The organism is Castellaniella sp. (assembly GCF_047971665.1).
In the GTDB taxonomy this organism is placed as follows: Bacteria; Pseudomonadota; Gammaproteobacteria; order Burkholderiales; family Burkholderiaceae_B; genus Castellaniella.
Genome location: NZ_JBKEAA010000007.1, coordinates 1 through 25,403 on the forward strand (window position 1 = coordinate 1; position 25,403 = coordinate 25,403).

The 25,403-nt window shown below is 65.3% G+C and carries 19 protein-coding genes and 1 pseudogene; 8 read left to right on the plus strand and 12 right to left on the minus strand.

Annotated elements, in window-relative coordinates:
- Window positions 1-325 precede the first annotated feature (325 nt).
- A complete protein-coding gene (rng, locus tag ACK5JE_RS01525; RefSeq protein ID WP_416799954.1) occupies window positions 326-1,804 on the plus strand; it encodes a ribonuclease G in 1,479 nt (492 codons plus the stop codon).
- A gap of 16 nt (window positions 1,805-1,820) precedes the next feature.
- Window positions 1,821-3,140: a D-serine ammonia-lyase gene (locus ACK5JE_RS01530; protein ID WP_416800011.1), complete on the plus strand. Its 1,320-nt coding sequence runs from the start codon at window positions 1,821-1,823 to the stop codon at window positions 3,138-3,140.
- A gap of 74 nt (window positions 3,141-3,214) precedes the next feature.
- Here the strand turns inward: ACK5JE_RS01530 and ACK5JE_RS01535 are convergent, their stop codons facing one another.
- Window positions 3,215-3,649, minus strand: coding sequence for a hypothetical protein (locus ACK5JE_RS01535; protein WP_416799955.1), 435 nt, complete (start codon window positions 3,647-3,649; stop codon window positions 3,215-3,217).
- Complete coding sequence (gene msbA, locus ACK5JE_RS01540; RefSeq protein WP_416799956.1) at window positions 3,646-5,556, minus strand: lipid A export permease/ATP-binding protein MsbA; 1,911 nt, start codon at window positions 5,554-5,556, stop codon at window positions 3,646-3,648. The genes ACK5JE_RS01535 and msbA overlap by 4 nt, the downstream gene beginning before the upstream one ends.
- 140 nt (window positions 5,557-5,696) lie before the next feature.
- Between msbA and ACK5JE_RS01545 the strand changes: the two genes are divergently transcribed.
- Window positions 5,697-6,608 (plus strand): glycosyltransferase family 9 protein, encoded by a 912-nt coding sequence (locus tag ACK5JE_RS01545; RefSeq protein WP_416800012.1) that lies wholly within the window; start codon window positions 5,697-5,699, stop codon window positions 6,606-6,608.
- Window positions 6,605-7,369 (plus strand): YdcF family protein, encoded by a 765-nt coding sequence (locus ACK5JE_RS01550; RefSeq protein WP_416799957.1) that lies wholly within the window; start codon window positions 6,605-6,607, stop codon window positions 7,367-7,369. Before ACK5JE_RS01545 ends, ACK5JE_RS01550 begins: the two co-directional genes overlap by 4 nt.
- On the opposite strand, the gene ACK5JE_RS01555 is transcribed toward ACK5JE_RS01550, so the two are convergent.
- From ACK5JE_RS01555 to hrpA, 8 genes and pseudogenes are all read right to left on the minus strand, one after another.
- On the minus strand, window positions 7,345-8,532 hold the full coding sequence (locus tag ACK5JE_RS01555; RefSeq protein WP_416800013.1) for a glycosyltransferase family 4 protein: 1,188 nt from the start codon (window positions 8,530-8,532) through the stop codon (window positions 7,345-7,347). The two genes, ACK5JE_RS01550 and ACK5JE_RS01555, sit on opposite strands and share 25 nt — an antisense overlap.
- A 197-nt stretch (window positions 8,533-8,729) precedes the next feature.
- A pseudogene (locus tag ACK5JE_RS01560) lies at window positions 8,730-9,446 on the minus strand (polysaccharide deacetylase family protein); the annotation flags it as partial.
- Between the two features lie 24 nt (window positions 9,447-9,470).
- Window positions 9,471-10,577 carry a glycosyltransferase gene (locus ACK5JE_RS01565; RefSeq protein WP_416799958.1) on the minus strand — a complete coding sequence of 369 codons (1,107 nt, stop codon included), beginning with the start codon at window positions 10,575-10,577 and terminating at the stop codon, window positions 9,471-9,473.
- Between the two features lies 1 nt (window position 10,578).
- Window positions 10,579-11,337: a glycosyltransferase family 2 protein gene (locus ACK5JE_RS01570; RefSeq protein WP_416799959.1), complete on the minus strand. Its 759-nt coding sequence runs from the start codon at window positions 11,335-11,337 to the stop codon at window positions 10,579-10,581.
- Window positions 11,334-12,179 (minus strand): polysaccharide deacetylase family protein, encoded by an 846-nt coding sequence (locus tag ACK5JE_RS01575; protein ID WP_416799960.1) that lies wholly within the window; start codon window positions 12,177-12,179, stop codon window positions 11,334-11,336. The genes ACK5JE_RS01570 and ACK5JE_RS01575 overlap by 4 nt, the downstream gene beginning before the upstream one ends.
- Entirely contained in the window at window positions 12,176-13,273 is a 1,098-nt protein-coding gene (locus ACK5JE_RS01580; protein ID WP_416799961.1) for a glycosyltransferase family 4 protein, read from the minus strand. Before ACK5JE_RS01580 ends, ACK5JE_RS01575 begins: the two co-directional genes overlap by 4 nt.
- The gene (gene dnaE, locus ACK5JE_RS01585; protein ID WP_416799962.1) at window positions 13,270-16,749 is read right to left on the minus strand and encodes a DNA polymerase III subunit alpha; all 3,480 of its coding nucleotides are present in this window, start codon (window positions 16,747-16,749) and stop codon (window positions 13,270-13,272) included. Before dnaE ends, ACK5JE_RS01580 begins: the two co-directional genes overlap by 4 nt.
- Before the next feature lie 12 nt (window positions 16,750-16,761).
- Entirely contained in the window at window positions 16,762-20,571 is a 3,810-nt protein-coding gene (gene hrpA, locus ACK5JE_RS01590; protein WP_416799963.1) for an ATP-dependent RNA helicase HrpA, read from the minus strand.
- Between the two features lie 183 nt (window positions 20,572-20,754).
- Between hrpA and argA the strand changes: the two genes are divergently transcribed.
- The 3 genes from argA to ACK5JE_RS01605 all read left to right on the plus strand — a co-directional run bounded on the left by argA (window position 20,755) and on the right by ACK5JE_RS01605 (window position 22,685).
- The gene (argA, locus tag ACK5JE_RS01595; protein ID WP_416799964.1) at window positions 20,755-22,110 is read left to right on the plus strand and encodes an amino-acid N-acetyltransferase; all 1,356 of its coding nucleotides are present in this window, start codon (window positions 20,755-20,757) and stop codon (window positions 22,108-22,110) included.
- On the plus strand, window positions 22,107-22,265 hold the full coding sequence (locus ACK5JE_RS01600) for an NAD-dependent epimerase/dehydratase family protein (RefSeq protein WP_416799965.1): 159 nt from the start codon (window positions 22,107-22,109) through the stop codon (window positions 22,263-22,265). The genes argA and ACK5JE_RS01600 overlap by 4 nt, the downstream gene beginning before the upstream one ends.
- 147 nt (window positions 22,266-22,412) lie before the next feature.
- Window positions 22,413-22,685: an oxidative damage protection protein gene (locus ACK5JE_RS01605; RefSeq protein WP_416799966.1), complete on the plus strand. Its 273-nt coding sequence runs from the start codon at window positions 22,413-22,415 to the stop codon at window positions 22,683-22,685.
- Window positions 22,686-22,691: 6 nt separating this feature from the next.
- Here ACK5JE_RS01605 and phoU read toward each other — a convergent pair whose 3' ends face one another.
- Complete coding sequence (phoU, locus tag ACK5JE_RS01610; RefSeq protein WP_416799967.1) at window positions 22,692-23,432, minus strand: phosphate signaling complex protein PhoU; 741 nt, start codon at window positions 23,430-23,432, stop codon at window positions 22,692-22,694.
- Between the two features lie 172 nt (window positions 23,433-23,604).
- Window positions 23,605-24,285, minus strand: a complete 681-nt coding sequence (rpiA, locus tag ACK5JE_RS01615; protein ID WP_416799968.1) for a ribose-5-phosphate isomerase RpiA — start codon at window positions 24,283-24,285, stop codon at window positions 23,605-23,607.
- A gap of 231 nt (window positions 24,286-24,516) precedes the next feature.
- On the opposite strand from rpiA, the gene ACK5JE_RS01620 reads away from it, so the two are divergent.
- Window positions 24,517-25,314, plus strand: coding sequence for an EcsC family protein (locus ACK5JE_RS01620; protein ID WP_416799969.1), 798 nt, complete (start codon window positions 24,517-24,519; stop codon window positions 25,312-25,314).
- The last annotated feature ends 89 nt before the right edge of the window (window positions 25,315-25,403 follow it).

Below are 25,403 nucleotides of genomic sequence, written 5' to 3' on the forward strand. Positions count from 1 at the left end.
AAAACACATTCACGTTTCAATGTCAAACCCCACAGGCCCCGGCTCATCACCGGGCTTCGCTGCCGACTGCGACTTTCGGATCGGGCGCAATGCCTGCAAATCCTGGGTCCCGGCCTGGCACCGTGTCCTCCCCGATCTGTCGGTAAAACCGTAAAGATCCAGGGTTAACCCGGGTGCCTGGCGGCGAAGAAGCGAGACTATAGCACGCCTTTTTGAAACCAGGCAAATAACCGCATCAAAACATCAAAAAAACAGGGGTTCCGGAGCCGGATGCGTGCAAGGTGATAAATTGATGGGCAATCGGTCTCCATAAGAAAAATATCCCATGCCCAGCAGCGAAGACATTCTCATCAACATCACTCCGTTCGAAACCCGTGTGGCATTGACCGCCCAGGGGGTCGTACAGGAACTGCACATCGAACGCAGCATTCAGCGCGGCCACGTCGGCAATCTGTGCCTGGGCCGCGTCGCCCGGGTGCTGCCGGGGATGCAGAGCGCTTTCGTCGATATCGGTCAGGAGCGGGCCGCCTTCATTCATGTGGCCGACCTGCGGCAGAATCGTCATGCGCGCATCGGCAACGGCGATCATGCCTCGCAGACGCCGATCGAGAAACTGCTGTTCGAAGGCCAGCACTTGCTGGTCCAGGTCATCAAGGATCCGCTCGGCACCAAGGGCGCGCGGCTTTCCACCCACATCAGCATTGCCGGACGGATGCTGGTCTATTTGCCACATGAGCCTCATATCGGCATTTCTCAACGCATCGGCAACGAAGCGGAACGCCATGCATTGCGCGAACGACTGGTGGCGCTGAAACCCGCGGATGAATCGGGCGGATTCATCGTGCGCACCCAGGCCGAAGACGCCAGCGACGAGGAACTGGCGGCCGACATCACCTATCTGCGCACACTCTGGGCCAACATTCAGACGCGCGTCCGCCAGGTCCCGGCACCCTCCCCCGTCTACGTCGAGCCGACCTTGGCACAACGCGTCCTGCGGGACATGGCGACGCCTTGCACGGCATCCATCATGGTCGATTCCCGCACAGTGACCCAGGAGCTGGTGGAGTGGGCGCAACGCTATACGCCGTCGGTAGCGGACCGCATCCATCATTACAGCGGCAACCGGCCGCTGTTCGACACCGCCAACGTCGATGAGGAAATCGCGCGCGCGCTGTCGCGCCGCGTGGACCTGAAGTCAGGCGGGTATCTGATCATCGACCAGACCGAGGCCTTGACGACCGTCGACGTCAATACCGGCGGTTTCGTGGGCGGGCGCAATTTCGACGACACGATCTTCAAGACCAACCTGGAGGCGGCCGTCGCCATCGCCCGCCAACTGCGGCTGCGCAATCTGGGCGGGATCATCGTGCTGGACCTCATCGACATGGACGATCCCGGGCATCAGGCATCCGTGCTGGCCGAGCTGAACAAAGCGCTGTCGCGCGACCGCACCCGCACGACGGTCAGCGGCTTCAGTCAGCTGGGATTGGTGGAGATGACCCGCAAGCGCACCCGGGATTCGCTGGCCCATCAGTTGTGCGAGCCCTGCCCCACGTGCGAATCGCGCGGCACTGTGCGCACACCGCGCACGCTGTGCTATGAGATCCTGAGAGAGATCCTGCGCGAGGCGCGCCAGTTCGACCCCAAGGAGTTCCGGATCGTCGCCGCGCAACCCGTGATCGATCTGTTCCTGGAAGAAGAAAGCCAGCACCTGGCCATGCTGGGCGATTTCATCGGCAAACCGATCTCGCTGGAGGTCGAGGCCGGCTACAGCCAGGAACACTACGATATCGTGCTGCTTTGACGACCGGAAAACCATGATGGGACTGCAAGAGAACCTCAACCTCGATACCCTGCAGGGCTTGCGCGGCAAGCAGCCGCTGCTCTGGCTGTCGCCCGGCCACGACCCGGCCGATGACGGACGGGATCTGCCCTACGATCCTGGCATCGCGCAAGACCGGTTCCGCCGCTGCGCGGATTTGCTCGCGCACCTGTTTCCCGAACTGAAGGCTTCGGGCGGCCTGCTGTCCTCGCCACTCACCCCCATCCCGCGGCTACAACACCAATCTCTGGCCAAGGACGAGCCCGATCGTCTGACGGCAGGCGCCTGGTTCCTGAAACGGGATGACATCCTGCCTGTCGCCGGTTCAGTCAAGGCGCGCGGAGGATTCCATGAAACGCTGGCGCTGGCCGAACGCCTCGCGCTGAAGGCCGGACGACTGCAAGCGCACGAAGACCGCGCGCGACTGGCCGAACCCTCGATGCGCCAGTTTCTGGGCGAGCATACGCTGTCTGTCGGCAGCACCGGGAACCTGGGTCTGGCCATCGGCCTGATCGGGGCGGGTCTTGGATTTCATGCGGTCGTCCATATGTCCTCGGATGCCAAGGCCTGGAAAAAGGATCGCTTGCGCAACCGCGGCATCACGGTCGCCGAGCACGCGGGCGACTATGCCGCCGCCGTCGCCTCGGGCCGTTCCGCGGCGCTCGATGATCCCCGGATCCATTTTGTCGACGACGAGCGTTCCGAGGCGCTGTTTCTGGGCTATGCCGCAGCCGCGCAGGAACTGCGCGATCAGCTCCACGACGCCCGCCGCCCGGTGGATGCCGCACATCCCCTGTTCGTCTACCTGCCATGCGGTGTAGGCGGCGCGCCCGGCGGTATCGCCTATGGCCTGAAGCGCCTGTTCGGCCCGCATGTGCATTGTTTTTTCGCCGAACCCACCGCCTCACCCTGCATGCTGGTGCAAGTGGCCGCGGGCACCGAAACGCCGGTGTCCGTCCACGATATCGGCCTGGACAATCGAACGGAGGCCGATGGCCTGGCCGTCGGCCTGGCCTCGCCGCTGGTCGCTCCTCTCATGGCGCGACTGCTGGCCGGCGTATTCACGGTGGATGACGACACCCTGTTTTGCGACGCGCTGGCCCTGGAACAAACCGAGGGCATCTTTATCGAACCCTCGGCCGCTGCCGGCCTGCGCGGCCCCCGCTGGCTGCTCGGCACGCCGCGTGGCCGCAGCTACCTGCAACGTCATGGCCTGGCCCCGGTGGTCGCTGACGCCACGCACGTGATCTGGAGCACCGGCGGCGCCCTGGTGCCGGAGAGCATCCGGGCTCAGTTCAGGACGCGGGGCGAACAATGACAGTCCGCCCGGTCGATTCAGGCCGGGCGGAGCATCTCTCGGCCGGGCGGCATCCCTCAGCCCGACGCCGCCTCTCAGTCACCGACGTCCAGCTTGTTTTCCCAGCTCGTGTTTGCCGTGCAGGCGTCGGGTTTCATCATGGCCGTCAGCATCTGATGCACCCGGTCCATCTGTCCGGCATAGTAGCTGTAGGCGCTGACATTGATGGTGCGGTTATGCAGCAGCGTCAGGCTGAGCACCACGCTGCGATCCCATCCGGCCTCGGGGGTCGGACGATAGACGACGCGCCCGAAGGCCGATTCCCCAGGCACCATCTCGAAGGTATAGGTCTCATGGCAGACCTTCTCGTGCTGAAACAGGTTGCGCTGCACCCCTGCAAGGTCGATCGGCAGACGGCGGCGCTCGGTCACCTGATAGCGATCGGTCTCCAATTGATTGAGGGTCAGGCCTTCCGGCGTGGCGCAGCCCGCCAGAACAGCCAGAGAAGCCAGTGCGAAGATGGTTTTCATGAGGGTCTCCCGGAAGAAGCCTCGCCGCCATGATCGGCGGTACGTTCGGTGCCGGACGCTTGAGGCGCCGGGGATGAAAGCGTCTGTGTCGTGGCGGCCGCCGCCGGCGCTTCGGACGCAGGCGCCAGATCGTCTCTGAATTGCAGACGGTACAGGCTGGCGTACAGGCCGCCGGACGCAAGCAATTCAGCATGACTGCCCTGCTCGACAATGCGGCCGTGATCCAGAACGACGATGCGGTCGGCTTTTTGCACAGTGCTGAGCCGATGCGCAATCACCAGCGTCGTGCGGCCCGCCATCAGGCGTTCCAATGAAATCTGAACCTGGCGTTCGGATTCATTGTCCAGGGCGGAAGTGGCCTCATCGAGAATCAGGATCGGCGCGTTCTTGATGAGCGCCCGGGCAATGGCCAGGCGCTGGCGCTGGCCACCGGACAACGCATTGGCGTTATTGCCGACCCGGGTCTGCAGTCCCTCGGGCAGGCTGTCGACGAATTCCAGCAGGCTGGCCGCATCCAGGGCGGCACGGATGCGTGCTTCGGGCACCTCGTCCTGAATGCCGTAGGCCACATTCTCAGCGATCGTGCCATCGAACAACACCACGTCCTGGCTGACCAGCGACAGTTGCGAACGCAAGGCGCCGAGCCGGAATTCACGCACATCGGTCCCATCGATCCGGATCTCTCCCCCCGTGGGACTGACGAAACGTGGCAACATGTTCACCAGCGTGGTCTTGCCACTGCCAGAGCGGCCCACGAGCGCCACAGTCTGGCCGGCCTGGACGGTCAGTGCCACCTGTTCCAGCGTGTCCCGGGTCGCGTCGGCAAAACGGTGCGAAACCGACTGGAACGCGACCTCGCCGCGCAGGCGGTCGGGCACCTCACGCGTCCCTGTATCGGACTCGACCGGCTCATCGATCAGCGCAAAGACGCTTTCGGCGGAAATCAGCATGCGCTGAGCCGCCCCGGCGATATTGGTCAGCCGTTTCAAGGGGTCGAATATCTGGCCCAGCGCTGCCATGAAGGCGGCGAAGCTGCCCACCGTCAAACCCTGGTGATTGGCTTGATACAGCGCGACGGCCACGACAATGGCCACGGACAGGGCGACGAAGAACTGTGAGATCGGCGACATGGCCGAATCCGCACTGGCCGCGCGCATGGCGAAACGGCGCAAGCGGGAGTTGACATAGGCAAAACGGTCACGCTCGCGCGTATAGCCATCGAACAGCTTGATGACCCGCTGGCCGTCGATGCTTTCGGAAACCACATGCGTCAGCTCCGCGTTCATGTTGATCGTGTCGCGATTGATGCGCCGCAGCCGACGGACAAAATAGCGTCCCGTCACAACGGACAACGGCAGCATCACCAGCACGATCAGCGTCAGTTGCCAGGACATGTACAGCAGCACCGCCAGCAAGGCCACGACCGTCAGGGATTCGCGCACGATCACGCGGATGACGTCGGTGGACAGGCCGCTCACATTGCCGGCATCGATAGTGAAACGGTTGAGCAGGCGGCCGCGATCCCGGGCCCGGAAAGTTTCGTCGGACATGCCCAGCAAACGGTCGAACATGTCGCGGCGCAGGGCCAGCAGCATGTTGTTGGCGACCCAGGTCATCAGATAGGTGCCACCGAAAGTGCACAGACCGCGCAGCAGCATCAGGCCGACGACCGCCAGGGGGATGGACCAGATGTAGTCCGGCTGCGAGCCCGTGAAACCCTCGTCCAGGAGCGGCTTCATGATGACCGCCAGCAGCGGCTGGGTTGCCGAGGCGACACTGAGCAAGACCAGCGCCAGCAGGCCGACCTTCCAGTCACGCCCCAGACGGGCGTAGATCTGCCGCCAAAGATCCAGTCGCACGGGGCGGCTGTCCGCGGGATGGTCGGTGGAGGTCTTCACCCGGCACACTCTCTTATATACTTTGGAAAACACGCATTTTAGCCCGTTCGTGCCTCCGGGCCGCAGCGGGTGCAGGAGCCGCCGCGTTGACACCTTCTCCCAGTCCCGCTCTGTATGTCCGCCTGCCCAACTGGGTCGGCGACGTCTGCATGAGCCTGCCCAGCCTGGAAGCCCTGCTGGCCACGGGCCTGCCCGTCGTGGCTTGCGCCCGGCCCTGGGCGCGGGATCTGCTGTCGGCCTATCCTCTGGCCGGCTTCGTCCCGATGAAGGGCGCCTGGCGCGCCGATCGCGCGGCCGTGCGCAATGCACGGCGCCTGGCGTCGCACAGACGATCCCTGGGCCTGCTGCTGCCCGACTCCCTGTCCAGCGCCCTGGTGTTCCGCTTTGCGGGGATCCCTTGCGCCGGCTACCGCGACGATGGCCGCAGCCTGATCCTGCGCTGGCCCTGCGCCAAACCGTCCGGGCCGCTGCATGCGGTGCAATCCTGGTATCACCTGACCCGCCACGCGCTGACGCAATGGCGTCTGCCCGCCCCCCCCTCCCAGCCGGCCGATGAATTGCGCTGGCAGGCCGCCGCCGCCCATGAGGACGAAGCCGCACGCGCTCTGGCCCAGGCGGGCCTGGTCAGTGGCGATTTCGTGCTGATTGCGCCCACGGCGACAGGACTGCACAAGGGGCGAGTCAAAGTCTGGCCAGGCTTCGACAGTCTGACCCGTTCCCTGCAGGCGCGTGGTCTGACGGTGGCGATGTCCCCGCCCGAGGCCGAGCGCCAGGCCGCACGCGACAATGCGCCCACCGCGCTGCTGCTGCCGCCCCTGGGCCTGGGCGCCTTTGCCGCCTTGACCCGCCGCGCGGCGCTGGTGATCTGCAACGATTCGGGCGTCTCGCACCTGGGCGCCGCTGCCGGCACGCGCCAGATCACCCTGTTCGGTGTCACCGACCCCTCCCGCACCGGCCCCTGGTCCAACCAGTCCGTGCGCATGGGCCGCATGGATGCCTGGCCCGCCGCCCCCGATGTTCTGTCCACTGCGCTCGATCTCCTGGCGCCCCCCGCTGTATGACGCTGACTGTTTTTTTCGGCAACCTGCTGATTCCCCTGAACCTGTCGATCACCCTGCTGGTGCTGGCCCTGCTCCTGTTCATGCTGCGCGGGCGCAAGACAGCCGCGATCCTGGTGATCGGTGCCCTGTCCTGGGCGTTGTTCTGGTCTCTGCCAGCGACCTCTTTGTGGGCGGGCGGCTTGCTGGAACAACGCTTCCCCTACAAACCGGCGGCCATGATCCCGACGGCCCAGGCCATCGTGGTCCTGGGCGGCAATTCCGCCAATGGGCGGCTCAACTGGTTCGAGCCCTACGACCGCGACAGGGCCATCGTACGGACCGACAGGGCGGCGCAGCTGTATGCCGCAGGCCGGGCGCCTCTGGTCGTCGTCTCCGGCGCGGCCCTGGATGGCGGCCAGAGCGAAGCCGCCATGATGGCCGCCGCCCTGGAGCGCGACGGCGTGCCCGCGCAGGTCATCCTGAAAGAAACCCAGAGCGACACCACGCGGGAGAATGCGGTCTACACTGCCCGGCTGCTGCGCGATCAGGGCATCGAACGTTTCCTGTTGGTGACCTCGGCCCTGCACATGCCCCGCTCCATGGCCAGCTTCCAGAATCAGGGGCTGAACCCGGTCGCGGCACCCTCTCCCCCGCAGATCGTGGTGCCGGACGATCCGAATTTTTCATTCTGGCTGCCGGACATGCGGACGCTGAACGCCAGCCGGTCGATCATCAAGGAATACCTGGGGCTGCTGGTCTACTGGGCACGAGGCTGGGCCTGAACGGGCCCGAGGGCCCGTTCCCGCCGGATGTCCGCGTACAGCGCCAGATACTGGCGAGCGACTTCCGGCCAGGCATGACGCGCCAGCACAGCCTGCGCGCCGCTGCGCAGCCGGTCGCGCAACGCCGGGTCCGAACGCAATCGCGCGATGGCCTGCGCCAACTCATCGGCCCGCTCGGGATGACTGAGCACCAGCGCCTCGGCATCCGGCTCGACATACTGAGCAAAACCGCACCAGGGCGCGGGACTGAGGATGACCGGCAAGCCGAAGGACATGGCCTCCAGGGGCGCCATGCCGAAGCTGTCATTCAGGGTGGGATGCACATACAGATCGGCAGCCTGGTAGTAGGGATCGACCTGTGAGGTTTCCGCCACCAGATGGGTGCGGCGGCGCACGGAATCAGGCGCGCGGGCAACGCACTCGCGCGAGGCCGCATTGGCGCCGACCACCAGCAACAGCACATCGTCCGACAGCCCGGCCAGCGCCTGAAGCACCGTCGGCAGTCCCTTGCGCATCGGATTGCGCGCCACCAGCAGACACAGCGTGCCCTCGGCCGGCACCCCCAGTTCGGCCCGCGTCCGGCGGCGCTGTTCGGCCGTGACAGGATCAGCCTGCGCCACACCGGGCGCGATCACCGGCGCGGTCAGACCGGGCCCATAAGCCTGGATCAGTTGGTGCGCGATCAGTTGCGACACGGCGACGACCCGGTGCCCCGGTCGCTGCGCTACGCGTCGCGCCTCGAGGCCCAGATAGGTCCGGACCCGGGGACTGAACCGGGACAAGCCTCGCCGCAGGCTGGACATGGGCTGCACTCGCCAGCGGTAGCGCACCGGGGTGACATGCATGACTTCGACGTCGCCGCACCAGCCATTCATATGGGAATGGACGATGTCATACCCGGCGCGGGTGGCTTGCGCCGCGCGCCGGGCGAACAGCCAGACCCGGATCCAGCTGGGCCAGCGCCGGCTGATGGTGATCGGTCGGAAAGGAAGCTGCAAATCGCAGGCCGGATCATATTCCCGGGCAAAGACCGTGACCTGATGCCCGGCGGCGGACAATTCCCGCATCAGCGCCAGCCCATAGGCCTCGGCCCCGCCATAACGGTTGCCGAAGCGATCGACGACAAAGGCAATGGCGAGACGCTCAAGCGGCCGAGGCCTCACGTCATCCGCGCGCGCCTCGCCGGAGGAGGCCGCATCGGCGGACGCGGGATCCGCGTCCGCCGATGCCTGACGAGCGGCGCTCAAGCCGCCTCCGGCGGCAGCGCGCCGGCATGCGCCTGGACATCCTGGCTCCGATGCACCTCAGCGCGGCCGGTATCGGCCATCGCCGCCCCGGAAAGACGGCGCTCGGCGCGGCAACGTTTGCCATCCTCCAGATGCGTCAGACATTTTTGCAAGAACCGTAGCAGATGTGTCGAGCGCATGACCGCCACGCGCGGCAGCGCGTAGGGATCGTCATCCAGACGCGCCAGACCGCGCGCGGTGGTGGTAGCGGTGTCATAGCCCGCCTCGCGCACGAGGGCCGCCAGCGCGGGCGTGAACTTGCCGTAGGGATAGCAAAAGGCGCGCACCGGAACGCCCGCGATCTGTTCCAGCGCATCGCGCGAATCACGGATCTCATTGACCGCCAGCTCTGGTGAAATCCGCGGCAGAACGGGATGATTCAGCGTATGGGAGCCGATTTCGTGACCCGCGGCCGCCCAGGCACGCATCCCGCTGACATCCATGAGCGGCGAAGGCGGTACCCCCTCGTCCGCGTCCCAGACGTTGGTGCCGCCCAACTGCCGGACCACGAAATAATTGGTGGCCTCGAAACCGCAGGCCTCGAGCACCGGGACCGCATGTTCCAGCACATTGGCATAGCCGTCATCGAAGGTGATGCCAATGACCTTGCCGGATTTCTCGCCGCGCAGATAGGGGCCCAGCCGAGCCATCGAGAGCCCCCGGTAGCCCAGCCGCCGCAGCCACAGCATCTGACGCCGGAAATCCCGGGGATGCACGGTCAGGCCGCGATAGGGCGTACCGCGCGGGCCGGGCTCTCCAATCTGGTGGTACATGAGGATAGGGATCATCAGCGGATTATATCGAGCCGACCGGACCTATTCACAGACCTTCCGGTAGAACGCCAGGGTCTGTCCCGTAAAGACAGGCATGGAGAAACACGTCTGCGCACGCGCACGGGCGGAGGCGGACATGCCCGAAGGCACGGGGTTTGCCAGCCGCTCGCGCAGCCAGGCCTCGGCGGCGTCCACATCGCCAGCCGGGACGACCCAGCCGTCCTGGTCCTGGCGAACCAGCTCGGGAAGCCCGCCCGCGTCCGACACCAGGGTCGGCAATCCCATCGCCAGAGATTCGCAGGCGGCATAGGACCCGGCCTCCTGGAACGACACGACGAAACCGATGTCACTGGCCGCCAGAATCCGGCGAGGGTCGGCCACCAGCCCCGGAAACACGACCCAGGGAGTCATGCCCAGCGCTTCGACCTCCTGGCGCAAGGCGCCCCGGGGCGGATCGCCCGCCACCAGAAGGCGGAATCCGTCACGATCCGCCTGCGGCAACCGGGCCAGCGCCTGCACGAGGGTCATCCATCCCTTGGCCCGGTCCGTACCGCCCACACTGCCGAGCACCTGCGTCCGCGCCGCGATCGCGCCCAGCCACGTCGCCCGTTCCTGGCCTGACTCCTGCGTCGTGGCCGGACTGAAACGATCCGTGTCCACCCCCAGCCGGATGGTGCACAGCGGATGCCCCCGGTATGAAGAATCCCGCAGCAGGTTGCTCACGTAATCGCACACGCCGATCACGCCATCGGTGCCCAGCCGCGCGCGCAGCCAATGACCGAAACTTCGCACCGGCATGGTGTTGTGCTTGGTCCAGATGATGCGCGGCGGATGGGGCAGCCCCACACGGGCCAGCATCGCCTGACGATGATCGGCCGAGCCATTGACATGAACCAGATCGAAGCCGCCTTCGCGCAACAGACGGCGCAAGCGCGCGACCTCGGCCAGCATCGGCCCCGGACGCGTACTGAAGGACGTATCCACGCAACGCACCCCGGGAATCTGACCGGCCTGAGCGAACAGGCGGCTGGTCCCCGGCGTGGCCACCGTCACCTCGTGCTCACCCTGAAAGGCGCGGGCCAGATTGACGATATAGGTCGCATGACCACCGCCGTTGCGAGGATGCGGGTTGGTGCAGAGGATTTTCATGTCATCGGGAACGCCATGGTCCATGGCCAAGACAATATAGTTTGACGTAGCGATAGAAGCTTCCCGTCCCCGCCATGCCGGCCAGGACCAGGCCCTGCCAGCCATCCAGGAACCCGCGCCGGAGGACATAGTGACGCACAAAAGTCCAGACGCCGTGCCCGAACGGCCCCAGCACTGTGGTTCGCCGCCCCCGCTCGAAGGCGCTGCGCGCGGCCTCGGTGGAATAGCGGTTGATCTTGTCGATGAAGACCTCCAGGCTGGCATAGGGATAATGCAGGAAGTGGCCCGGCAACGTCTGCGTGCGTCCGCGGACTTCGACATGCTCATGCACGGCCGCGTCGGTGAACCGCCCCTCCTCACGCATGAACAGGCGCACCACATGATCCGGCCACCAGCCGCTGTGCCGTATCCAGCGGCCACAGAAATTCGACAGCCGGGCAATGCGATACGCCTGGGCATCGGGGGCCCGGACGGCCTGCTGGATCGCCAGCGCCAGCTCGGGGGTCACGCGTTCGTCGGCATCGATGGACAACACCCAGTCGCTCGTGGCCAGCGCCAGCGCGCGGTTCTTCTGGGGGCCGAAACCAGGCCAGTCCGGCGAGATCTCGACCCGCGCGCCCCGCGCGCGTGCAATCTCGCAGGTCGCGTCCGTGCTGCCCGAATCCAGCACGATGATTTCGTCGGCGAACGCCACGGAATCGAGGCACTCGCCGATGTGACCGGCCTCGTTCCTGGTGATGATGATGACGGACAGCCTCATCCCGCGTAGCGCTGGCCGCGCTTCCATCGTTTCCAGGCATTGAAGGCTGGCCCGAGCAGCGGATGCGCCGCCACGCGGATGCGCCGCCCGACCGAGGCGCCGGTCGTATCGCGCACGGCAAAGCGGAAGATCGAGGCCAGGTCGGCGCCAGGCTGATTGCGTCCAAAGGCCCGCGTTGTGTACAGATGCCGGAAACCGGCGGTCTGTGCAATACGGACATAGTCGGCATCAAAATATCCCTGCGGCCAGCACAGGTGATCGGAGACCTCGCCCAGATGCCGCGCCAGGCAGGCTCGTGACTGCGCCAGCTCGTCGGTCATGCGGGCGTTCTTGTCCCCCACCTGCTTGTCCCAGCGGGTATGGGTATGCGTATGGCTGTGGAATTCGCACACGCCCTCGGCCCGCATTCGCTCGATTTCGGTCCAGCGCAAGGCGATATCGGCCTCCTCCCCCTGGGCGACTCTGCGCATGCATTCCGCGTGATCGGGGGTTTCCGGCAGGCTCGCCCCGCCCTCACCCGTGCAGGCCCGCGCGGGCCCGTCGCCGATCCAGGACGTGACCAGGAAGATCACGGCGTGCAGACCATATTCGCGCAACAGCGGCCAGGCGTAGACGTAATTGTCCAGATAGCCATCATCGAAGGTGATCAGCACGGAGCGGGCGGGCGCGGGCGCGCCGGCCAGATGCGCGGCGAATTCGTCGCAGGTCAGTGCGCGATAGCCGTGGTCTCTGAGCCAGGCCAGTTGCTCGCGGAAATGCGCCGGCGTCACATTGATGGCACCCCCCGCAGGGGTGACATGGTGATACATCAGGACGGGAACCGTGCGTGTGCCCAGACTCATGAGGCGCGCTCCTGCAACCATTGTCGATAGCATTGCTCTGTTTGATGCACCAGCCCCTCCAGGGTAAACCGTTCGCCTTCCCGCACGGCCCGCATGCCCGCTCGGCCCATGGCGCGGCGACGCGAAGGATCATCGATCAGGGTCGTCAGCGCGGCCGTCAACGCGGTCGCATCGTGCAGGGGCACGAGCAGGCCGGTTTCGCCATTGTGCAGCATCTCCGACACCCCGCCGACATCCGTGCCGATCACCGGCAGTCCAGCCGCCGCAGCCTCGACGAAAACCGTGCCTGAGGCCTCTTGTTCCGTGGCCAGGGCGAACACGTCGAAACCGGCCAGCACATTGGGAATATCCGCGCGACGGCCAGTGAACAGGATTTTGTCCTGCAGATTCAGCGTCCGCACATAGGCCTGCAGGTTTTCCAGAGTCGGAGAACCGTCGCCCACCAACACCAGAAAAACATCCGGGCGCCGCAACAGACCGGCCATGGCGTCGATCAGCGCACGGTGCCCTTTTTTTTCACGCATCACGGAGACACAGCCGACCACGGCCGCCTCATCGGGCAGCCCCAGTTCGGCACGCAGCGTGGAATGCTCGACCGGCTCGGGCAGCGGGATGGGGGAATAGACCGTGGCCACGCGTTTCGGGTCGGCGCCGCGCTCAAGCAGCAGATGCCGGACATGATCACTGACGGTCGTCACGCAATGCGGCACCCCTGTATAGGACAGCAGTGAACCGGGCTTGACCGCGAGATGCCGGGTGCGCACGATCAGCGGGGTCCCCGCCAGCCGCGCCGCCACCCCCGCAAGCATGGTGTCGCGGCGGCTGTGCGTATTGAGCACATCGAACCGGCCCGCTTTCAGGATGCGGCGCAGCCGGACCACGCCACAGGCATAATTGCGAGGGCCGTCCATCAGCATCGTGTGCACCGTGAAGCCCTCGTCGGCCAGGCGCCGCGCCAATTGCGCATGCGGCTGACAGACCGCCTCCAGGTGATGCCCATGCGCCCGCATGGCGCGCATTTCCTTGAAGATGCGGTTTTCCTGGCCGCCAAAGCCGGTTGCCGCCTCGGAATGCAGGATACGCAGCGGCTTCATCCGTAATTGATCTCCACGTCGTCGTAGGACAGCCATTGCCGCGCATCTGCGATCAGCGTCTCGTCCATGCGCACGCGCCAATCCTCCCCCAGCCGCAGCAGGCAGGAAAAGCGCGCGTCGCGCAGGCTCAATTCCACCGGCACACCGGACTCGGCCGAGCACCAGGGCGCCAGCAGATCCTGCAGGCGGCCGGCATCCAGGCCGCCGGGCACGGACAGGCGCAGACTGCGGGCGCGGCTTTCGCGCAAGCGCTGCAGGTCATAGAGATCATCGGCCGACACCCGCAGGCCACCGGAATACTCATCATGACTGATGCGCCCCTGGATCACCAGGGGGCGGTCTTCCTTGAGACTCTGGCGGTGCTGCTCGTAGAGCTCATTGAAGATCGCCACCTCGATCTGGGCGCTGCCGTCATCCAGCAAGGCATACAGCATCTTGCCGCGCCGGGTCATGCGCACGCGCACTTCTGCCAGCACTCCCGCCAGCCATTGTGAACTGCGCGACGGCGCCAGCCGCGCCAGCGGTGTGGGCGCGACCCGGCGGATCTCATCACGCCAGGCGTCGAACAGATGGCCGCTGAAGTAAAAGCCCAGCGCGGTTTTTTCCTCGGTCAGATGGGTTTCCAGATCCCAGGGGGTGACGCGCGCCACCTCCTGGGCCACGAGTTCATCCGTATTGTCATCGAACAGTGAGACCTGATTGGCGTTGCGCTCGGCCTGTTCGGCGGCCTCGATGGCGCTGCCCAGGGCCTCCACCAGCGCTGCGCGATTGGTTTCCAGGGTATCGAAAGCGCCGGCGCGGATCAGCGCCTCGATGGTGCGGCGATTGACGGCATGACGGTCGACCCGGGCGCAGAAATCGAACAGGCCTGTGAACGGACCGCCCGCCTCACGGGCGGCAATGATGGCCTCGACGGCAGACTGCCCGGTGCCCTTGACACCGCCCAGGCCGTAGCGAATGGTGCGGGGCGGACGGCCCTGCGCGGTATGCTCGTCGGCCACAGGCGCGAACCGGTAGCCGGACGCATTGACATCGGGCGGCAGGACGGCCACGCCGTTTTCGAGGGCGTCGCGCCAGAAAATCTGGATCTTGTCCGTGTCGTCCATGTCCGACAGCAAGGTGGCCGCCAGAAATTCGGCCGGATGATAAACCTTGAGCCAGGCCGTCTGATAGGAAATCAGCGCATAGGCGGCTGAATGGCTCTTGTTGAAACCATAGCCCGCGAATTTTTCCATCAGATCGAACAGATGGGTGGCAAGATCCGGGTCGTAGCCCTTTTTGGCCGCACCTTCCTGGAAGATCACCCGGTGCTTGGCCATTTCCTCGGGCTTTTTCTTGCCCATGGCACGGCGCAGCAGGTCGGCGCCGCCCAGGGAATAGCCGCCAATGATCTGAGAAATCAGCATCACCTGTTCTTGATAGACGATGACGCCGTAGGTGCTCTTGAGCACGGGCTCCAGATCGGGATGAAAATAATCGACCTCGGCGCGACCATGCTTGCGATTGACGAAATCGACCACCATGCCGGATTCCAGCGGCCCGGGACGGAACAGCGCCAGCAGCGCGACCACATCCTCGAAGGTATTGGGCTGCATGCTTTTCAGCAGTTCCTTCATGCCGCGCGATTCAAGCTGAAACACCGCCGTGGTGTTGGCGGCCGAGAGCAGATCGTAGGTCGCCTTGTCGTCCAGAGGCAACGCCATCAGATCGAAGTCGCGCTTGTCCGGATTGAATTCGCGCACATAGCGCACGGCCCAGTCCAGGATGGTCAGGTTGCGCAGGCCCAGAAAGTCGAATTTGACCAGACCGGCGGCCTCGACGTCGTCCTTGTCGAACTGGGACACGACGCTCGATTCGCTGCCCGGCTGGCAATACAGCGGGCAAAAATCGGTCAGCTTGCCCGGCGCGATCAGCACCCCGCCCGCGTGCATGCCGATGTTGCGCGTCAGGCCCTCCAGGGGTCGGGCCAGATCGATGAGAGCGCGGATTTCCTCGTCGGTATCGTAGAGTTCCTTGAAAGCAGGTTCGTGTTCCAGCGTGCGATCCAGCGACCAGGGGTCGGCCGGATTGAAGGGAATCATCTTCGACAGCCGATCGCAGAGGCTGTAGGGCATCTCCAGGACCCGGCCCACGTCGCGCACCACGGCCTTGGCGCCCAGAGTGCCGAAGGTCGCGATCTGGCTGACGGCAGCACGGCCGTATTTTTCCTTGACGTATTCGATCACCCGTTCGCGATTGTCCTGGCAGAAATCCACGTCGAAATCGGGCATGGACACGCGTTCTGGATTCAGGAATCGCTCGAACAGCAGGTCATAGCGCAGCGGATCCAGATCGGTGATCCCCAGGCTGAAAGCCACCAGTGAGCCGGCGCCCGAGCCCCGGCCCGGCCCCACCGGCACGCCATGGCTCTTGCCCCAGTTGATGAAGTCCTGCACGATCAGGAAATAGCCAGGAAAACCCATGCCGATGATGGTCCGGCATTCCAGGTCCAGACGCGCCTGGTAGGTGGGCATCAGGCGGGCGCGCTCGTCGGCGTCCGGGTACAGCTGGACCATGCGGCGGACCAGGCCCTCATTGGCCAATTGCACCAGATAGTCGTCCAGCGACACCCCGTCGGGCGTCGGAAACAGCGGCAGCTGAGGTTGATCCAGGATCAGGGTCAGCGTGCAGCGCCGGGCGATCTGTACCGCATTGGCCAGGGCCGAGGGCACGTCCGCAAAACGGTGCGCCATGTCGGCGCTGTCGGGCATGTATTGCTCGGCGGTGAAATGCCTGACGCGGCGAGGATTGCCCAGCAGTTCGCCTTCGGCGATGCAGACGCGGGCCTCGTGGGCGCGGAAATCAGACGGCGCGATGAACTGGATCGGATGCGTGGCCACCACCGGCAGACCGCAGTCGGACGCCAGGCGCAGCGCCGACTGGACATACGCCTCGTCTCCCTCGAACCCGGCGCGTTGCAACTCGATGAAATAGGCATCCGGGAAATCGGCGGCCCACTCGCGGGCAACCCGCCGGGCCTCTTCCTCGCGACCGGCCTCCAGCGCCTGTCCCACATCGCCGGCACGGGCGCCCGACAGGACGATCAGGCCACGCTTGCCCGACAGCCACTCACGACGGATTTCCGCCCGGCCCCGGTGGCTGTTCTCCGTCCAGGCGCGCGCCAGCAATTCGCACAGATCCAGATAGGCGACATGGGAGGAAGCCAGCAACAGGATGCGAAAGGGCTTGTCCTCGTCGGCGGGATTGTGCAGCCAGACATCGCAACCGGCGATGGGCTTGACCCCCGCCTTGCGGGCCGTCTTGTAGAACTTGATCCAGCCGAACAGGTTGGACAGGTCGCTGATCGCCATGGCCGGCTGGCCGGATTCACTCGCCCGCTTGATCAAATCAGGGATGCGCGCGATGCCGTCCACCACAGAAAACTCGGAGTGGCAGCGCAGATGGACGAACAGAGGAGTATCGGGGGACAGGGTCATAGCCGGATTGTACTAGCGCGGCATGGCGGCCCAGGCTTTTTCCAGGCGCTTGACCGAGACCGGAAAAGGCGTGCGCAGCGCCTGGGCGTAGAGCGCCACACGCAGTTCTTCCAGTTGCCAGCGAAAGGCATCGAGCCGGGCATCGGGCGCGCCCTTGAGCGCCGCCCTCGCCCGCTGCCAGGGCGTGGTCAGCCGGACAATATCGGCCATCAGGGCGGCATCGCGCGCAGGGTCGGCGCGCAGTTTTTCGATCCGCATCTGCGCCGCCTTCAGGTAGCGGGGCAAGTGCCCGAGTTGATCCGGCGGCGTGTCGCGGACGAAAGCGGCGCCTACCAGCGCATCGAGCTGCTGGCGGATGTCCTGCTGGGCCTGCGGCCAGGGGCGCGCCTGTGGCAGCTTTTTGACCAGGGCGGCGCGCTCGGCCAGGATGACCCCGGCCAGACGCGCCCGTTCCTGGGCCAGCAGGCCCAAACGCGCGCGGCCCTTGGTGCAACGTTGCTCGAAGGCAGCAGCCTCGCCGGGCCAGGGTTCCATCAGGCAGGCCTGATCCAGCGCCGCATCGATCAGTTGATCGCGCAGTTCCTGCTGAGTGCCCAGGTCCATGTACAGCAGGCCCATCCGGGTCAGATCCGGCAGGTTTTTTTCCAGGTAGCGGACCTGTTCGCGCAATGCCAGCCGGAACAGGCGGCGCAGCCCGACGGCGTGCACGCGCCGGGCCTCCTGGGGGTCATCGAACACATCCAGGTCGCAGGCTTCACCGCGATCGCGCAGGGCCGGGTAGCCGATCAGCGACTGCCCGCCGCGCTGGATTTCCAGCAATTCCGGCAGCTCCCCGAACGTCCAGGCGGTCAGCCCCTCGTGATCCAGGACTCGGGATGCCTGCTGATCACGGGCCGCCAGCTGCTGGAAGGAGGCCTGGGCCTGACGACCGTGCTCGGCGCGCAACTGGTCCAGGTTGCGTCCCCCGGACAACATGCGGCCGTGCTCATCGACGACCTTGAAATTCATGAACAGGTGGGGCGGCAGGGTTTCCAGCTTGAAGTCGGTCACCTGAACCCGCACCCGGCATTGCGCCCAGACATCCTCCGCCAGCGCATCCAGCAACCCCATGCCGGGATCGGCGGAGCGATCGAACCAGCGTTCATGGAACCCGGCCGCATAATCGGGCAGCGGCACACAGTGGCGGCGCAATTTTTGCGGCAACGATTTGAGCAGCAGCAGCGCCTTTTCCTTGAGCATGCCCGGCACCAGCCACTCGCAGCGCGCGGCATCGATCTGGTTGAGCGCGAAAAGCGGCACAGTCAGCGTCATGCCATCGCGTGGCGAACCTGGCTCGAAATGATAGTCCACGGCCAGTTCGGTGCCCGCCCAGTCCAGCCGTCGGGGAAACACCTCGGTGGTGACCCCCGCCGCGTCATGGCGCATGAGTTCGTCGCGACTGAGCTTCAGCGACGCGGCGGCCTCGGGCGCCAGCCCCTTAAACCAGGCCTCCAGCGTGGCCGTCTGGCACACATCCTCGGGAATCTGCCGATCATAGAATGCATGGATCAGGGCATCGTCCACCAGGATGTCCGGACGGCGGCTCTGGTGCTCCAGCCGCTCGATGGATGTGATCAACCGCCGGTTGTGCGCGATGAAAGGCAGTTTGCTGTCAATGTCGCCCGGCACCAGCGCATCACGGATGAAGATTTCCCGCGCGGCCTTGGAATCGATACGGCCATAATGCACGCGACGGCCGGAGTACACCGGCAGACCGTGCACGGTGCCACGCTCGTTGGCCACGACCTGACCGGCCTTTTTTTCCCAGCGGGGGTCGGACCAGGCGCGCTTGAGCAGATGCGCCCCCGCCCGCTCGACCCAGGTCGGTTCGACCTGCGCCACACAGCGGGCATACAGCCGGGTGGTCTCCACCAGTTCGGCCGCCAGCACCCAGCGCCCGGCCTTCTTCTGCAACGGCGAGCCCGGATGAATGGCAAAGCGGATGTCGTGCGCCCCCTGGTACAGGCCGCCATCCTCGGATTTCATGCCGATGTTGCCCAGCAACCCCGCGAGCAGCGCCATGTGGACCTGCTCGCGCGTCGCCGGGGTCGGATTCAGCCGCCAGCCCTGTTCGCGCGCCAGGGTCAGCAACTGCGTGTGCGTGTCGTGCCATTCGCGCAGACGCACGGGCGAGAGGAATCTGGCGCGGATCTGATCCACCAGCTTGCGTTGAGAGGCCTTGTGCGCGACCTGCTCGCCATACCACTGCCAGAGTTTCAGCCAGGCGAGGAATTCGGACTGCTTGTCGTTGAACCGGGCATGCGCATTGTCCGCGGCCTCGCGCGCCTGCATGGGGCGGTCGCGCGGGTCCTGGACGGACAGCGCCGAGGCAATGACGAGGATTTCTGTCAGGCACTGTTGTTCGTGCGCGGCGAAGATCATGCGCGCAATGCGCGGATCGACCGGCAGCCGCGCCAGCGCCCGGCCCACCGGGGTCAGGCGGTTGCGCTCATCGAGCGCGCCGAGCTCCTGCAACAGATGGTAGCCATCGGCCACGGCGCGGCCCGTGGGGGGCTCGACGAAAGGAAAGGCCTCGATGTCGTCCAGCCTCAGCGATTTCATCCGCAGGATGACCGCCGCCAGAGACGAACGCAGGATTTCCGGATCGGTAAAGGCGGGCCGCTGCTTGAAATCCGCCTCGGCATACAGCCGGACGCACACCCCCGGCCCCAGGCGGCCGCAGCGGCCGGCGCGCTGGTTGGCCGAGGCCTGGCTGATGGGCTCGATGCGCAGCTGCTCGACCTTGCTGCGCCAGGAATAACGCTTGATGCGCGCCAGACCGCTGTCCACGACATAGCGGATGCCCGGCACCGTGAGTGAGGTCTCGGCCACGTTGGTGGCCAGCACGATGCGTCGGGCGTTGCCGCGAGGATGGAAGATCTGTTCCTGCTCCGCGCGCGACAGGCGCGCATAGAGCGGCAGCACCAGGGCACCGACCGGATGCCGCTTGCGCAAGGCCTCGGCGCATTCACGGATTTCGCGCTCGCCGGGCAAAAAAACCAGCACATCGCCCGGACCGTGACGGGCGCACTCGTCCACACCATCCACCACGGCATCGACCAGATCGCGTTCCTCGTCGCCCTGCCTGGGTTTGCGCCCGGCGGGCCCCGCTTCGTCCGCGTCCTGTTGCACGGGACGGTAACGCAATTCCACCGGGAACAGGCGGCCCGAGACCTGGATGACCGGCGCGGGCCGGCCCGGCGCGCCGAAATGCCGGGCAAACCGGTCGGCGTCGATGGTGGCCGAAGTGATGATCAGCTTCAGATCCTGGCGGCGCGCCAGCAGGCGCTTGAGAAACCCCAGCAGGAAATCGATGTTCAGGCTGCGCTCGTGCGCCTCGTCGATGATCAGGGTGTCGTAGCGGCGCAGCAACGGATCACGCTGGGTTTCGGCCAGCAGGATGCCGTCGGTCATCAATTTGATGGCCGTGGTCGGACCGGCACGCTCGGAAAAGCGGATCTGGTAGCCGACCCAGTCACCGATTTCCGTGCGCAATTCCTCGGCGACCCGCTGGGCAACCGAGGTCGCGGCCAGTCGCCGGGGCTGGGTATGGCCGATCATCCCACGACGGCCCCGCCCCAGTTCCAGGCAGATCTTGGGCAACTGGGTCGTCTTGCCCGACCCGGTCTCGCCGCAGACGATGACGACGGGATGGTCGGCAATGGCGCGCGCAATATTCTGACGGCAGGCGCTGACGGGCAGGTCTTCCGGATATTGGATGGGCGGCAGGGGACGATCACCGGCGCCGGAGGCGGGGCGGGACGAAACGGATCGGGCGGGCATCCGGCGGGCCGGCTGCGATGGATTTTCTGGCAAAACGTCGGATTCCACAGGGGAGATGAGTCGCACTGTCCGCCCGACACCACAGAATACTGTCGGGAAAAGGACAATCGCTCATTATAATTTCGCTATTGCAAGAAACCGCCCACCGATCACGCCCTCCAGGATCCCGAGCCGCCATCTGCCATGAGTTCCGCCGAAATCGACACCTATTCCGCCCAGAACGCTCCAGAATTCGCTGCGGCCCAGTTCGTACGATGGTTTCGCGAGGTTGCGCCCTATGTGCATGATTTCCGGGGCAAGACGTTCGTCGTGGCCTTTGGCGGCGAATTGATCGAGGACGGCGGCCTGGAGGATCTGGTTGCCGACCTGTCACTGCTGTCGGCCCTGGGGGTCAAGCTGGTCCTGGTGCATGGATCGCGCCCTCAGGTCAACGAACAGCTGCACCTGAAAGGCCACACCACCCAGTTCGGCCGCGGCACGGAGCCCACCAGCCCGGAGGCTCTGGAATGCGCCAAGGAGGCCGCTGGCGAAATCCGCCTGGACATCGAGGCCGCCTTCAGCCAGGGGCTGCCCAATACGCCCATGTCGCATGCCAAGATTCGCGTGATCTCGGGCAATTTCGTCACCGCGCGCCCGGTCGGAGTGATCGATGGCGTGGACTATCGGCGCGCCGGCACGGTGCGCAAGCTCGATATCGACGCAATGCGCAACGTCATCAGCCAGGGAGCCATCGTGCTGCTCTCGCCGCTGGGCTTTTCTCCCACCGGTGAAGCCTTCAACCTGGCCATGGAGGACCTGGCCACCAACGCCGCCGTGGCCTTGCGCGCCGAAAAGCTGATTTTCCTGACCAAGAACCGCACCGTCACCGAGACCGACGGCTCCGTGGACACGGAGCTGGCCCGCAAGGATGCCGACGACCTGCTCGCCCAGGACGTGCTGGACGAGGACACTTCCGCCTTCCTGCGCCATGCCTCCCTGGCGGTCAAGCGCGGCGTGGCGCGCGCGCATCTGGTGCCCTACACCATGGACGGCAGCATCCTGCTGGAGATCTTCACCCACGACGGGATCGGGACCATGGTGGTCGAGGACACGCTCGATGATCTGAGGCCCGCCGGGGCCGATGACGTGGGCGCCATCGTCCAGTTGATCGAACCCCTCGAGACCGACGGTACCCTGGTGCCGCGTGGGCGCGCGGTGATCGAGCGCGACGTCGAGAAATTCACCGTGCTGGAACACGACGGCGTGATCTACGGCTGCGTGGCCCTGATCCCCTATCTGGAAGACAGCATGGCCGAAATGGCCTGCCTGATCGTACATCCCGAATGGCAGGGCACGGGCGATGGTGAAAAACTGCTGCGCCATGCCGAAACCAGCGCCCGCGCCCAGGGCGCCCGGCGCCTGTTCGTCCTGACCACGCGGACTTCGCACTGGTTCCTGAAGCGCGGCTTCGTTCAGGGCGGCATCTCCGACCTGCCCCACGAAAAACGCGCCCACTACAACCATTCCCGCAACAGCCTGGTCTTCATCAAGCGGTTATGAGGATCCTGGTCACGGGAGGCGCCGGCTTCATCGGCTCGGCTCTGATCCGGTGCCTCATCGGTGACACGGCCATCTTCGTGCAGACCCACCGAGTCCACCAAGCCGCGCGTGCGGCTTGCAAGCCGCTTGGATCTGACCGCCCGACGAGCCCATAAATCCTGCGTCAACGGCTGGCCCGCATACACCGCGCGGCTTGCAAGCCGCTTGGATTCGTCCGGCATGGAACAGTCCATTGGGACTGTTCCATGTCCGGACTCATCTACAATACCGGCTTTCCTTTAGCGATTGCACGAGGGGTCGACATGGCACGCATGATTCAATGTCACAAACTCAAACGCGAGGCCCAGGGCCTGGACTATCCTCCCTACCCTGGCGAGCTGGGTGTGCGCATCTGGCGTGAGATTTCCCGGGACGCCTGGGCCAAATGGCTGGACATCCAGACGCGGCTGGTCAACGAAAACCACCTGAGCCTGGCAGAGCCAGAAACCCGCAAATTCCTGGCCGAACGCATGCAGGCATTCCTGTTCGACGACCAGGATGTCGAGGCCCAGGGCTACGTGCCGCCCTCGGCCTGAGCCCGATCAGTCACGCGGCGCCTCGGAGGCTTCGCGGCGCGGCTCCAGCGGCTCGCCTCGTGCCAGTCGCTCTGTATTGGAGACCCCCGTGTGGCGCACATCGTCACCGCGCACCATGTAGATGACCCGCTCGGCCATGTTCTTTGCATGGTCGCCGATACGCTCGAGCGCGCGGGCGATGAAGATCAGATCGATGGATCGTGAGATCGTGCGCGGATCCTCGATCATGTAGGTGATGATGTGGCGCAGCGAGGCCTTCCATTCCTTGTCCACGTCCTTGTCGTTGCGCACGACCTGAGCAGCGGCGACGGGATCCTCCCGGGCGAAGGCATCCAGCGCCGCGCGGATCATGCCGGCCACCGCGTCGGCCATGTGCCGCAATTCGACCACCGGTTCGTAGGACGTATCAGCCTCATGGAGACGGCGGGCGACCTTGGCGATCTTTTCGGCCTCGTCGCCGCAACGCTCCATGTCGGTCAGCATCTTGGACACCGACAGCAGCAGGCGCAGATCCCCCGCCGTGGGCTGATTGCGGGCGATCAGCTGGCTGATGCGCCCATCGATGTCGATCTCGAGCTGATTGACCTGCCGCTCGTGCTCGCGAACCCGGTCCACCAGTTGCAGCTCGCCCCTGGACAGGGCGCGGATGCCATCCAGCACCATGGACTCGACCAGCCCGCCCATCTGCAGAAACATGGAGCGGGTCATTTCGAGTTCGCTGTGAAATTGCTTGTTGGTGTGTTCCAATCCGGGACCTCTGTGTGCCTGCGCGCAGGCGCGTTCAACGATCGCAAAGCGTACCATCACGCCTGCTGCTTGGGAAGGAACCTCAGCATAGCAGCGCGATGTGACAGAAACATGACGGTCGCCGCCGCGTCAGGGCGCTTCCGTCCCGATGCGGCCGGCCGCATCGACCGGATCAGTCGCGCAGCTCCAGCCGCGCCACGCCGGTCCGCCCCGCCACCAGCGCCACCTGGGCTCCAGAAATCGCAAACAGGCCGCAGCAGACCACGCCCGGGATATTGTTGAGCACCGCCTCGAATTCCGCCGGATCGCCATAGCGCAGGCCGGAGACATCCAGAATCTGATGACCGTTGTCCGTGGTGAAGCCCTCGCGCAGGCGTGGCTGCCCGCCCAATTGGCGGACCTCTCGGGCGACGGCCTCGCGCGCCAAGGGAATGACCTCGATCGGCAGCGGAAAGCCGCCCAGCTGCTCAACCAGCTTGGTTTCATCCACGATGCAGACAAAGCGATCAGCCACGGAAGCCACGATTTTCTCGCGCGTCAGCGCGCCGCCGCCGCCCTTGATCATATTCAATTGATGGTCGATCTCATCGGCGCCATCCACGTACAGGGCCAGCGAGCTCACCTCGTTCAGGTCCAGCACCGGAATGCCTGCCGCTGCCAGGCGGCGCGTGCTGCGCTCCGAGCTCGATACCGCCGCGCGAAAGGCCTGGCGATGCGGGGCGAGCAGATCGATGAAGCGATCCACGGTCGATCCTGTCCCCACACCCAGGATGCTGTCGGGTTGCAGCTGGGGCAGCACATCGTCGAGGGCGGCTCGGGCCGCCTGTTGCTTGAGTTCGTCCTGTGTGAGCATGGGCATCTATATCCAGTGAAGTCGGCAAGGCCGTATTGTAATGTTCCCCTTTCGGGCGCTGTCACGTCCCTCTTCCGGGAGCGGCCACGAGGTCTTTCTGCCGGGCCGCATCAGAACGGACCGCCGGAGCAACAAGACGCGCGCACCGCGCCCGCACGTTCGAGCGCGCGCGTTCCGTTCGATAATAGCCCCGTGTTCATGCAAATCCCAAGATGCCCGATGAATGCCCCCATGCTCACCGCTGCCGACCACGAAGCACTGCGACAAGCCCATGCCCTGTTGGAAAATCCTGGGCTGGCCGCGCGCCTCACCAACCTGGTCGGCTCACCCGTCGAAAGATTCCTGGGCAAGCTGCCCGAAAGCTGGAATGCCCAGCTCGGCCAGGTCACCCGGCTTGCCCTGAGCAAGGCCGCCGACGCCGCGCTGTTCACCCTGAACGACAAGCCCGCAGACCAGAGCTCGAACTGGTGGCACAAGATCGGTGCAGCCGCCTCTGGAGGCGTGGGCGGATTCTTCGGTCTGGCCGGGCTGGCGGTGGAACTGCCGATCTCCACCACGATCATGATGCGTTCGATCGCCGACATTGCCCGCAGCGAAGGCGAGTCGCTCGCCGATCCCGATACCCGGCTGGCCTGCCTGGAAGTCTTCGCCCTGGGCGGCAAACATGCCTCGGACGACGGCGCGGAAAGCGGCTATTACGTTGTGCGCGCGGCGCTGGCGCGCGCCATCAGCCAGGCCGCCGAATATGCAGCGGGCAACATTGCCGTTGAAAAAGCAGCGCCTCCCGCCCTGATGCGCCTGATCACCCTGGTGGCCGAACGCTTCGGCATCCAGATCACGGAAAAAGCCGCCGCCCAGGCCGTCCCCGCCATCGGCGCAGCTGGCGGCGCCCTGATCAACACCCTGTTCATCGATCACTTTCAGGACATGGCCCGGGGACATTTCATTGTCCGCCGCCTGGACCGGTGCTATGGCGAGGCAACGGTGCGCCAGGTCTACGAAAATCTGAGCAAGGAAAGAGACTCCTGATTTAAAAAGAAAAAATCGGTTTCTTCCGCTGTTCCGGCTGCCCACCGGCGTGGATCGCGCAAGAGAATCCAAATTTTTTGCCACAAATT